Origin of the sequence: Larkinella sp. (assembly GCF_965227735.1) — a bacterium.
Taxonomy (GTDB): Bacteria; Bacteroidota; Bacteroidia; order Cytophagales; family Spirosomataceae; genus Larkinella.
Window position 1 is genome coordinate 1,329,163 of record NZ_OZ245776.1, and the last position, 11,794, is coordinate 1,340,956.

Annotated in this window: 10 protein-coding genes; 4 read left to right on the forward strand and 6 right to left on the reverse strand. The window is 52.2% G+C overall.

Annotation, left to right across the window (positions count from 1 at the left end):
- Window positions 1–58: 58 nt before the first annotated feature.
- Window positions 59–1,390 (reverse strand): DEAD/DEAH box helicase, encoded by a 1,332-nt coding sequence (locus tag ACO064_RS05280; RefSeq protein WP_421826352.1) that lies wholly within the window; start codon window positions 1,388–1,390, stop codon window positions 59–61.
- Between the two features lie 69 nt (window positions 1,391–1,459).
- On the opposite strand from ACO064_RS05280, the gene ACO064_RS05285 reads away from it, so the two are divergent.
- Entirely contained in the window at window positions 1,460–1,897 is a 438-nt protein-coding gene (locus ACO064_RS05285) for a DUF6526 family protein (RefSeq protein ID WP_421826353.1), read from the forward strand.
- A 768-nt stretch (window positions 1,898–2,665) separates the two neighbouring features.
- Here ACO064_RS05285 and ACO064_RS05290 read toward each other — a convergent pair.
- Window positions 2,666–3,472 (reverse strand): TlpA family protein disulfide reductase, encoded by an 807-nt coding sequence (locus ACO064_RS05290; RefSeq protein ID WP_421826354.1) that lies wholly within the window; start codon window positions 3,470–3,472, stop codon window positions 2,666–2,668.
- 242 nt (window positions 3,473–3,714) lie between these two features.
- On the opposite strand from ACO064_RS05290, the gene ACO064_RS05295 reads away from it, so the two are divergent.
- The 3 genes from ACO064_RS05295 (at window position 3,715) to ACO064_RS05305 (ending at window position 7,891) form a co-directional block, all read left to right on the forward strand.
- Window positions 3,715–6,195, forward strand: a complete 2,481-nt coding sequence (locus ACO064_RS05295; protein WP_421826355.1) for a TonB-dependent receptor domain-containing protein — start codon at window positions 3,715–3,717, stop codon at window positions 6,193–6,195.
- Between the two features lie 17 nt (window positions 6,196–6,212).
- Window positions 6,213–7,067, forward strand: coding sequence for a GNAT family N-acetyltransferase (locus ACO064_RS05300; protein WP_421826356.1), 855 nt, complete (start codon window positions 6,213–6,215; stop codon window positions 7,065–7,067).
- Between the two features lie 170 nt (window positions 7,068–7,237).
- Window positions 7,238–7,891 carry a hypothetical protein gene (locus ACO064_RS05305; RefSeq protein WP_421826357.1) on the forward strand — a complete coding sequence of 218 codons (654 nt, stop codon included), beginning with the start codon at window positions 7,238–7,240 and terminating at the stop codon, window positions 7,889–7,891.
- Window positions 7,892–7,899: 8 nt separating this feature from the next.
- Here the strand turns inward: ACO064_RS05305 and ACO064_RS05310 are convergent, their stop codons facing one another.
- The 4 genes from ACO064_RS05310 to ACO064_RS05325 form a co-directional block, all read right to left on the reverse strand.
- Entirely contained in the window at window positions 7,900–8,691 is a 792-nt protein-coding gene (locus tag ACO064_RS05310) for an SDR family NAD(P)-dependent oxidoreductase (RefSeq protein ID WP_421826358.1), read from the reverse strand.
- Window positions 8,692–8,848: 157 nt separating this feature from the next.
- Complete coding sequence (locus ACO064_RS05315) at window positions 8,849–9,787, reverse strand: aldo/keto reductase (RefSeq protein WP_421826359.1); 939 nt, start codon at window positions 9,785–9,787, stop codon at window positions 8,849–8,851.
- 28 nt (window positions 9,788–9,815) lie between these two features.
- On the reverse strand, window positions 9,816–10,844 hold the full coding sequence (locus ACO064_RS05320) for a hypothetical protein (protein ID WP_421826360.1): 1,029 nt from the start codon (window positions 10,842–10,844) through the stop codon (window positions 9,816–9,818).
- Between the two features lie 43 nt (window positions 10,845–10,887).
- Window positions 10,888–11,718, reverse strand: coding sequence for an SMP-30/gluconolactonase/LRE family protein (locus ACO064_RS05325; RefSeq protein WP_421826361.1), 831 nt, complete (start codon window positions 11,716–11,718; stop codon window positions 10,888–10,890).
- Window positions 11,719–11,794 lie beyond the last annotated feature (76 nt).

The following is an 11,794-nucleotide window of genomic DNA, read 5'->3' on the forward strand; positions in this document are numbered from 1 at the left end:
GATAGTATCATTTGATACTATCAAAGGTAAGACGCCCGCTTCAAATGTAGCCTTCCCTTCAGTTATTTTTCCGCGTTTTCCTGATCGGTTTTCCGTACTTCTTCATCATCTCCTCCGCGTGGTTCCGGCGCACATTCACCTTCTTGTTTTTCTCGATTTTCTCGTGAAATGCCCCGCCGAAGGTATCGCTCAGGTGAATTTTGACACCCGGGTTTTTCATATTTACCTTCGGTTTTTCATCGTCGGTCAGCACGTCCGAAATGACAAGGTCTTCGGGAAGCGGCAGCATCGGAATGGGGTAATTCATCAACTGCTCGATGGTGGCCTGCTGCTCCTTTTCCTTTTCGGCGATGAACGCAATGGCGATCCCGTTCCGGTCGGCGCGGCCCGTCCGGCCAATCCGGTGGATGTACATTTCGGGTACGTCCGGAATATCGAAATTGACGACGTGCGACACCTCGGCCACATCCAGCCCGCGGGCAATGATGTCGGTCGCAATCAGGATGCGGTAATTCCCCTCCTGAAATTGCCGGACCGAATTGAAGCGATGGTTTTGTTCCTTGTTGGAGTGAATGACGCCGATTTGCTCGGGAAACTTCGCTTCCAGTTGCTCATAAAGCTGGTTGGCCAGATTCTTGGTTGCCACAAAAACCAGCACTTTCGTCATGTCGGCATCCTGACGGAGCAGCAATTCCAACAGGTTGATTTTGGTATAAAAATTCGGAACCGCATACGCCGTCTGGCTGATGTTTTCCAGGGGCGTTCCCACCGGAGCCGCTTCGACCCGAACGGGGTTGTTAAAATACGTTTCGATCAAGCCCTCCACCTCTTCGGTCATGGTGGCCGAAAAAAGCAGGTTCTGCCGCCGAACGGGCAACAAATCCAGAATGGTGGTCAATTGCGTCCGAAATCCGAGGTTCAGCATTTCGTCCACCTCATCGATCACCAGCCGCTTGATGGTTTTGGTTTTCAGTAACCCCTTGATGGACAAGTCGATCAACCGACCCGGTGTGGCCACCAGCACATCCATTCCCTGCTCCACTTCGGCAATCTGCGGTTTGATGTTCACCCCGCCGTAGATGCCCACCACCGCCAGATTCATATAGGGTGTCAACTGCTTCACCGCTTCCACGACCTGCACCACCAGTTCCCGCGTCGGAACGATGATGAGGAGTTGCGGAAGGCGGTCTTTCGAAAACTGGATTTGCCGCAGACACGGCAGCAGGTACGCAAACGTTTTGCCGGTTCCGGTTTGGGCAATGCCACACACATCTTTTCCCGACATCACCACCGAAAACACCGTCCGCTGAATGGGCGTGGGCGTGGTGTAGCCCAGATCCGTCAAGGCATTTAAAAGCGGTTTATTCAGATTTAATTCTTCAAAAGTCATATCCTTTTCTATAAACGAAACCATTTAGGCTCTTTCACTCTTTAGTAGAAACGCTTATGCGCAACCTTCATGAAAACACAAAATTACGAAAACCACGTTCGGTATTACCCTCCGCACCACTTTGTATTTTATCCGGTCGTTCTTATTCTGCTGGGAATCAGCCTTTACTATACGTTTAAAGGCGATGAACCGACTTTGATCTGGTTGTTCATTTCCCTTCTGATTGTCCTGATCACCTGGGTTGCTTTCATGCTGCGGCAACATTATGCGCTTAATAATCAGAACCGAATCGTTCGGCTGGAGATGCGGTTTCGGTATTATGTACTGACCAACCGGCGATTGGAAACCATCGAAAACCAACTTTCGTTCGGCCAGCTTCTCGCCCTGCGGTTTGCATCGGACGACGAACTACCGGATTTGACCCAACGCGCTATCGCTGAAAACCTTAGCCCGGACGCGATCAAAAAGTCGATTGTCCACTGGATGCCCGATCATATGCGGGTTTAAAATGGTTAACCAGTTTATGGTTTTAGGAAAATGCTGGGAGCGCTTGTATGAGAATCAAAACAATCCCGTAGGGATGACCCATTTTGTATGAACCGTCCCGACGGGACTCATCCTCCTATCAATGCCCGTGGTTTCTACAAAATGGACCATCCCTACGGGACGGATGGCAAAACCGGGGCTCCACGGGAAAATCCAAACAATCCCGTAGGGATGATCCATGTTGTAGAAACCACGTCAGCAGAATTCCAAATAATGCCGTAGGGATGATCCATGTTGTAGCAACCGCGTCCGCAAAAATTCAAAAAATCCCGTAGGGATGACCCATTTTGTATGAACCGTCCCGACGGGACTCATCTTCCTATCAATGCCCGTGGTTTCTACAAAATGGACCATCCCTACGGGACGGATGGCAAAACCGGGGCTCCACGGGAAAATCAAAACAATCCCGTAGGGATGATCCATGTTGTAGAAACCGCGTCCGCAGAATTCCAAACAATCCCGTAGGGATGATCCATGTTGTAGAAACCGCGTCCGCAGAAATCCAAACAATCCCGTAGGGATGATCCATTTTGTATGAACCGTCCCGACGGGACTCATCCTCCTATCAATGCCCGTGGTTTCTACAAAATGGACCATCCCTACGGGACGGATGGCAAAACCGGGGCTCCTGCAAACACCTTTGGGGCTACAGAAAGAAATGGATTCCTGCCTACGAACAGGACAGACTTCCGGCCTTCATTCAAATACTTCTAAACGATTGAAAGGGTATTACTGCGCCATTTCTTTCTTCAATGCATACACCAGGGCATGGTAATCAGTCACTTTTTTGGTGATCAACCCCTGCTTATTGATCACGAAATGAGTCGGATACGCGTTGATTTGCAGTTGGTCGGTCAGATAGTTTTCCTGATCCGGTATGACGGCGTAATCGAATTGTTTTTTCTTTAAAAACGCGGCCACCTTCTGCCGGGAATCCAGACAAAGGCTGAGAAACAGCACGTCCGGGCGGTTTTTGTAGTGGCTCTTCAGTTCGTTCAAAGCCGGCATTTCCTGCACACACGGCAAACAGGCAATAAACCAGCATTTCAACACCATTATTTTCCCTTTCGTACTCTGGTTGATGTAAACGTTTCCATCCATGTCCGTAAACTGATAGGCTGGCAGTGCCGTCCCTTCCTTCTGAAAATGCTCCAGTTCTTCCAAGCCCCAGTACTTGACCGTCGTTTTAATATCCTGACTGACCGCACCCTCCAATTTAGACAACTGATACACCGCCGTCGAATCGTCCGATTTCAGCCGCAAGGGAAAATACCGTCCGGTGGAAATAGATTTCAGAAAACTCCCCTGCGTCATGGGGTTGGAGAGCGTATCCAGCGCCTGGTAATCGTCAGATAACTTTACGTTTTTTTCGCGATAAGCCAGAAAACTCGTGATGTCTTTCAGAAGGATAGCAGGTTCCGCAACGGGGTCGCCGTATCGTTTATTTTGACGACAGGAAATCGTGAACAGACTCACCAAAACAATTCCAAAAACAAGGCTCCATTTCATCGTGGCAACGTACTGATTATCGATCATTTTTTACTCCTTTTTGCCAGAAAAATCCTACTTTTGTAGAAATAGGTAGTTGTGAGCTATCCGGACCATTCTGGTTAGAACGCAAACTACACCCATTTCAAGTAGTTAAGGCCATCTCTTCCCAATTTGCGAGCAGTATCACATCGCCGACCCCGAACCAACCGGAGTCGATCTCACCATCTGTGCGTATCTAAAGTAAAAAAAGCACCAAACGGCCTTTGTTGTCTATACGAAATAAGCGAATGAACCGAACCTTTATCTCCCTTTTCCTGCTACCGGGCATGTCTTCCCTAAACTTCAAAAAATACATTTTTTACGCAAGTCATCTGGCAATTTTCTGTGTCTTTACCTGCTCGTCTGGCTACGCCCAGGATGGGAAACTGAAAGTAAAGGGAAAAGCGATGGATGCCCAAACCAATGCTCCGCTTATTTTCGCCAGCGTCCGGCTGTTCAAACCGGCCGACAGTTCATTCGTTGCGGGGGCCATTACCACCGAAACCGGCGAATTTTCGGTTGATGCCGTGGCCGGAAATTACTACGCCGTTCTGGAATTTATTGGCTACAAACCGCTGAAAAAATCCGGCATTCGCCTGACCCGCGACAATTCTCCGCTCGACATCGGTACGCTTAAACTCGCGGCTTCGGCCAGCACACTGGATGAAGTAGTGGTGCAGGGTGAAAAAAGCTCGATGGAATTTTCGCTGGATAAAAAGATCTTCAACGTGGGGAAAGACCTCGCCAACGCGGGTGGAACAGCCGCCGATATTCTGAGTAACGTGCCGTCGGTGGCCGTGGATGTCGAGGGCAACGTCAGCCTGCGGGGCAGCAACAGCGTCCGGATTCTGATCGACGGAAAACCGTCGGGCCTGGTTAGCATCAAGGGCGGCAGCGGTTTGCAACAGTTGCAGGGCAGCAGCATCGAACGTATCGAGGTCATCACCAACCCGTCGGCGCGCTACGAAGCGGAAGGCATGGGCGGTATTATCAACATCATTCTGAAGAAAGAACGGAAAGAGGGTTTCAATGGCTCTTTTGACGTCATTGTCGGACACCCGACCAATTATGGCCTGGCCGCCAACGTCAATTACCGGCGCAAAAACCTGAATTTTTTCGTCAATTATACCGCTGCCTACCGGAACACACCCGGCCGCAGTACCCTGTATCAGGAGCTGTACCGCAACGATTCGACGTTCCTGACCGAGCAAAATTCGACCAGCAAACTTAAGGGGCAAAACAACAACGCCCGGGCCGGGATCGACTATTTTTTCAACGACAAAAACGTCCTGACGGGTGCCTATACCTGGCGGATCAGCAAGGGTAAACGGTTTACGGACATCCGCTACCGCGATTACCTTGCCAGCCTGAGCAACCCGCAAAGCATCACCTACCGCACGCAGGACGAAACCGAAACCGAACCCAATTCCGAATACGCCCTGACCTACAAACGGTCGTTCAAACGCCAGGGCCACGAACTGACCGCCGACCTGCGGTATCTCGATAACTGGGAAAAATCGGATCAGTATTTCGGCCAGCGGACGGTTCTGCCCGACGGCGGTCCTTCCAGCATCCCGAGTTCGCTGCAACGGTCGATCAACGACGAAACCGAGAAGCAGTTTCTGGTGCAGATTGACTACATCCAGCCGTTTGCGAAAGATGGCAAGTTTGAGGCCGGTTTGCGGAGTAGCACGCGCGACATGACCAACAACTACTGGGTGCGGGAACAGACTTCCGACGGCGGCTGGATTCCGGTTCCGGGCCTGACCAACGACTTTCTGTACGAAGAAAACATCAATGCGGTTTACGGGATGATTGGCAACAAAACCCGCAAGTTCTCATACCAGGCGGGGTTGCGGGCCGAGTGGACAGACGTCACCACGACGCTGAAACAAACCAATGAGGTCAATCCCCGCAGCTACGCCAACCTGTTTCCGAGCGTTCACGTCACCTACGACATGCCGCAGCAGAATGCGCTGCAACTGAGCTATAGCCGCCGGGTTCGCCGACCCAATTACAACGACCTCAGCCCGTTTTCGACCTTTAGTGACAACCGGAACTTCTGGAGCGGCAACCCCGATCTGAACCCGGAATTTACGGATGCTTTCGAAATTGGCCACATCAAATACTTCGCGAAAGGTTCGATCGGGTCGTCGCTGTACTACCGGCATACCACCGGAAAAATCGTGCGCATCCGCCGGGTGGACGAAAACGGTTTTTCGAATACGCGCCCCGAAAACCTGGCGACGGAAGACTCCTACGGAGCCGAATTTACCAGTTCGTTTACACCCGTTAAATGGTGGAAAATGGACGGCAGCTTTAACTTCTTCCGCGCCATTACCAACGGCGACAACCTCGACGCCAACTTTCAGAGCGATACCTATAGCTGGTTTGTGCGAGCCACCAACCGGCTGACGGTTTGGGAAAAAACCGACGTTCAACTGCGCGCCAACTACGAAGCGCCCCAACTGACCCCGCAGGGAAAACGGAAGGCCATTGCCACGCTGGATTTTGCGGTTAGCAAAGACATCATGAAAAACAACGCCACGCTGACCCTGAACGTAATCGACGTGTTTAACTCCCGCCGGTTTCGCTCCATCACCGAAGGTACCAATTTCTACACCGAAACCAACTCGCAGGGGCGGCTTCGGCAAATCAACCTGACGTTCAATTACCGCTTGCGGCAGGCCAAGAAGAAAACGAAAGACGTCGGCGAAGGCGACTACTAGCATTCAATTGATCGGACATGAGCACCCTCCAGATCCGCCGGATGACGCTGCCGGACGTACAGGACATTGCCGTGGAATGGGCGGCTGCCGAAGGCTGGAATCCCGGTTTGGGCGACGCAGCCAGTTTCTACGCAGCGGACCCCGACGGTTTTCTGGCAGGCTGGATTAACGACCAGCCGATTGCCTGCATCTCGGCGGTGCGCTATGCTCCGAATTTTGGGTTCATCGGTTTCTACATCGTTCGGCCCGGCTACCGGGGGCAGGGCCACGGTCTGGCCCTCTGGAAAGCCGCCATGCAGCACCTAGAAGGGCGCATCATCGGTCTGGATGGCGTGGTCGAACAGCAGGACAACTACCGGCGATCCGGTTTTGCGTTGGCCTACAACAACATCCGTTTTGAAGGCACCACACCCCTGCCCATTTCCGCAGAAACCGGTGCCACGGTCGTTCCGGCCGACCAGCTTCCTTTCGAATCCCTCCTGGCCTACGACCGGCGTTATTTCCCGGCTGATCGGGCGGCTTTTCTGACGGCATGGCTTCGTCAGCCCGAGTCCAGGGCGTTGGCGATGGTAGCCGGTGAGAAAATCCAGGGGTATGGCGTGATTCGGCCCAGCCGCGAGGGGTATAAAATTGGCCCCCTGTTTGCCGAAACGCCCGTTTTTGCCCATCAGCTTCTGACCGGACTCGTTCAGTCCATTGCTCCCCAAACCCGGTTTTATCTGGATGTTCCGGCAGTCAACCCGGAAGCCTTGAACCTTGCGCACCGGTACGGAATGCAGCCGGTTTTTGAAACCGCCCGGATGTATGCTGGAAACGCCCCCCGAATCGATGTGAACGGCATCTTTGGCGTAACCACTTTCGAACTGGGCTGAAGCCTATCATTCCCTAGCTCACAGGTATTATGATCCTGAAAGAGCCCCATTATGTACCCAATCCCGCCAGTTACCAGTTTGGCTTACCGGAATTGCTTCTGCCTTGCGACCTTTGAATACCAATCCCAACGACTCTGGTCGGCGGGAGCAAACGCTAACGAACACAACGCATGGCCCTTACACACCCCTTTAACACAGCTCCACAACCGTATGCTCAGGAATCCACCAACGTCATTTACGAACTGTTGTTCTGTGACTCCCTGGCGTATTACAAAAACCGCATTCAGTCGCCGTACGAGTATCCGTGGACGGTTTTGCTGGCAGATACCGCAGACGCTTCCGATTTGCAGAACGTAGCGGCTGATCCGGACGTTGAAACCCGGATCAAAGCCCTTGCCTGTCACCGGTTACGGGAAAACGGATTTCCCATCGAAAAGAGAGAATTGCTGGCGGTTGTCGTCGAAGTCGGTTTGGATACTGGCCTCGATGTGCTGGCTTCGTATCAGGACGGAACCGCCCGCTACATCAATCATACCGAACGGATGGTGATTTGGGAAGCTTCCGATTCCCGTTCCAATATCCTGACCTCCAACCTGTTCAACGCCAGCATCAACATCGTGACCAAAATTGGTCCCTGGGACGGCCCCCGGCGGCCTCATCCGGTCGAAGGAAATGTCCGGATTTCGTTTCTGGTTTCTGACGGACTTTATTTTGGCGAAGGTCCCATCAACGTTTTGTTCAGTGACGCCCTGGCGAGTCCGGCCCTGACAGCCGCCACCGAACTCATGCAATATGTAACGGAGAAAGACCTCGCCAATCAGTGACGTTTTTTTTACCAGCTTGTCCAACCACCATCGACCAGTAAATTCTGCCCCGTAACAAACGCTGACGCATTAGAGGCCATGAAAACCACCGGGCCTTTGATGTCGTCATCGTTGGCAAACCGACCCAGGGGCGTCAGGCGTTTGTAGTTTTCGACAAATTCTTCCTTCCCGCTCATCTGCTCCACGCCGGGGCCATAACCGCCGGGGCTGATGCAATTCGCCCGGATGTTGTCTTTCCCATAGTAATTCGCCAGCCATTTGGTAAAGCCCACCATGCCCCATTTGTCGTACGTATAATTGACCGGACTGGTCATGCCGGTAGTTCCATACACCGGAAAATGCGGGCCGACCGCGCCCTGTATCGAGCTGATGTTGATGATGTTACCTGATTTTTGCGGAAGCATCACGGCAATCACGGCCTGGGTGATCAGCACCAAACCGGTTGAATTAATCCGTTGGGCTTTTTCCCAGCTTTCCCGGTCAATATCGGCCAGATTCTGGAAGCCTTCGCGGGAAACCGCATTGTTGACCAGCACATCGATCCGGCCAAAGCGGTTTTTTACGTCGTCCACAAACGCGCGAATCGAGTTTTCATCTTCCAGATCCAATGCCATGCCCTCGGCCCGCCAGCCCTTCTCCCGAATGGTCGCGGCAAATTTCCGGCATTTTTCACCATCCCGCGACGCAATGATGACCTCCGCACCGGCTTCGGCCAGAGCCCACGAAATGGGCGTCCCAAAAAAGCCCGCGCCACCGGTTACAATGGCAATTTTGCCCGAAAGACTGAATAAGTTTTTCATTTGTTTTCCTTCAATATTCGTTGTTCGACATTCGTTTTTAAATTTCGTTATTCAATATTCGTTATTCAATATTCGCTATTCAATATTTAATTTATAACTAACAGACAAACAGCATCTTAATATCGAATAATGAATGACGAATAGCGAATAATGAAGTTTAAAAACGCCACACCGCCGGTGTTACCACTTCTTCCTCCACCGCCTGAAACACGTCCTGGATTTCGGCCAGCACGTCGGGCGGAATCGCCGGGCCTGCCAGCAACGCAATATTCTGCTGGATTTGGGCCTGATTGACCGCTCCGAACACGATGCTATCGACCGCGGGCAAATCACGGACGAACGAAAAAGCAAGTTGGGCTACGGTCATCTGCGCCCGCTGCGCCAGCTTTTGCAGGGTAATGAGGTGGTGTTCTGCTTTTGTTAAACTGCCTTTCAACTGCGCCGGATCCATAAAAAACAACCCCTGCAAAAACACACTGCGCGCAAAAACCAGCTTCGACTGGCTCCGCAATGAGTCGAGCAAGCCGGTTTTCAATAGCCGCTGATCGAAAACGTTCACCGGAATCTGCGTCGCTTCCAGTTCCTCTTCATCCAGGATATACGTCACATCCTCAGGCTCATACGCCGAAACGCCCCCGATGTCAATCAGCCCTTCTTCTTTCAGTCGGCGCACCATCGTCGGCAGAATTTTGATCACTTCCGCCATTGGTTCCGCGCCTTTGTGATGTAGGCAAACCGGCAGTCGATCGACTTTCAAAGCGGCCAGGGATTCTTTTACACTCCGATGCACCTCGTCCCACGCCCGCTCCGGATGGCCGAGGTTGGCCGGGTTGATTTTGAATTTTGACACCAGATTCAGGTCGTGCAAGTGGGCATTTTCTTCCAGAAAATCACCCAGCACCTGCTCCGAATGGCCGTATTGACGGGCCGTATCGAGCGTATTGATCCCGGCCTGTGCGGCAAGTTGAAGCATTCGGAAACTCTCCGCCCGATCCGGCATGCCTTCCGAATTCGAGATGCCGTAATTCAACCCCAACTGAACGGTTCCCAGCGTCAACTGCGAAAACCGGTAGTCCTGAAAAATGCGATACGTCATGGGAGACTTATTTTTATAACCCGGGTAACTATTTTACACTCACCACCGAAGGCGTTCGAATACCCGGTTTTATTTCTCCGCTGACGTACACCCAACGGTTGTTCCAGAACACCACCGGCAAGGTTACCCGGGCTTCGAACCGGGTTTGCTGACCGATGTATTCCCAGCTATCGGTTTCGGGAAAATAAAAAAGCAGACTTTGAATAATTCCGGGATGAGTGGCTGGTGTTTTATAAGCCGCCGTTACCGCATCGACCCCGCCCCAGAACAAAAACCGGTCGTTGTTCAGAACGGGCAAAACCGTTCCGCCGGCCGACATTCCCCGGGGCATCGGAGCCAGCGTTTCCCAGACACCAACCCATTTGTTGTTCTTTTGTTCCAGACGTAAGCGAAACGTATCCAGCAAAATAGACCGATATTGAGCACCTTTGGAATTAAGTCCGACGGTTTCTCCGCCAAAAAGATAAAAATGATTCTGGTAAACCGTACAAACCGGAAACTGCCGCTCCGGCCCCGGCCACGAATCGATTTCGAACCAGCCCTGCGAGCGGTTTTTCAAGTCCATCGCATAGCACTTTTTCAAGGGCGTCCCGGTTGGTGTGCTAATTCCTCCGGCAATCACAATCAAGTCGCCCAGTAGCGTTCCGGCCATGTTCGCCAGCAAAACCGGCAACTTCGGGTAACTGGATTGAATCAGTTTTTTTCCGTTCCATTCATACCCGATTACCCGGTTCAGATGACCACTTTCCGTGCTTCCACCAACCAGAATCAGGGTATTCTGGTACGAAACCGTCACGCCGTAGCCTGAGCCTTCGGGCAGTTTTTCATCCGCTTTCAGCCAATTTTTTCCGTCGGCCAGGACGTAGATGTCGTCGTACCATTTCTTTTTTCCGCCTTCCCAGGGGTATTTGTCGGGGAAATTGGCTCCGCCCAAACAAACCAGCGCGCCGTGGCTAACGCCCGCGTACATGCCCGCCCAGCCTTTTCCACCCGGCAGCGGTGGCAATTCCGACCAGTCGACCGTAGGCTGCGCTACGGTTTTCAATGCTAATGTCATAAGTAAAAACAAACCATAAAAAGGTAACTTCATGTTCGTTGGGTTAAGGATAAACCGTGATCAAAACCACCCCGCCCGGCCCCGGTTCGCCATAGCCGCCGGTTACGAGCAGCGTCTGACGTTCCAGCTGATCTTCCAGAAAGCACAAATTGCTGGTCAGCGGCAAGGTGGTATCCAGCGAAAAAAGCCACTCACCCCGCGCCGACACCACCTGAATAGCCTGCATTCCGTAATGCGCCACCCAAACCCGGCCCTGCTGATCGAGCGCCAGACCATCCGGCAAATTGCCAATCGGATTCCCGGAGGGATGGGCCGGCAGGTTCGCAAAAACCGTCGCCGGGCTTTTCGGAATTCCCGGTTCGGCCAGTTCGATCACCAACACCCGGTTTTGGTAACTTTCGGCCACGTACAATTTCGTTTCGTCAGCCGACAACACCAGCCCGTTGGCGTAATCGATGCCGTCGGCAACCAGCCGTTCGGTTCCGTCTGCCCCAACAAAAAAGACTTTCCCATCCCTTCGGATCGAGTCGGTAAAGTAGAGATTGTGCCGGGTGTCGATCACCAGATCATTGGGCGACTGCACATCCAAACTCGCACAAATACCTTGAATAAGAGAGCCTTGAAACGCCCCATCCGAACCAAACCGGCTGATGGCAGCCTGCTTAGGATCACACACCCAATGTTCGCCATTCGGCAAAACCACCTGCCCGTTGGGGCAGGCGGTTTTTGCCCAGACGGTGTAATCCCTCGTTCTATCCAGCCGAATAATTTCCCCACCGGTGAGCGTCGTAACGTACCGGTTTCCAGCCCGATCCACCGCCGGGCCTTCGGTGTAAAAAGGCAGATTAAGAAGCTTTTCGACGGTATGGTTCATTCCTTTCTGTATTTCATTATTCAATATTCGATATTCATTATTCAATATTTAATTCATTGATTAAAAGTGATTTAAG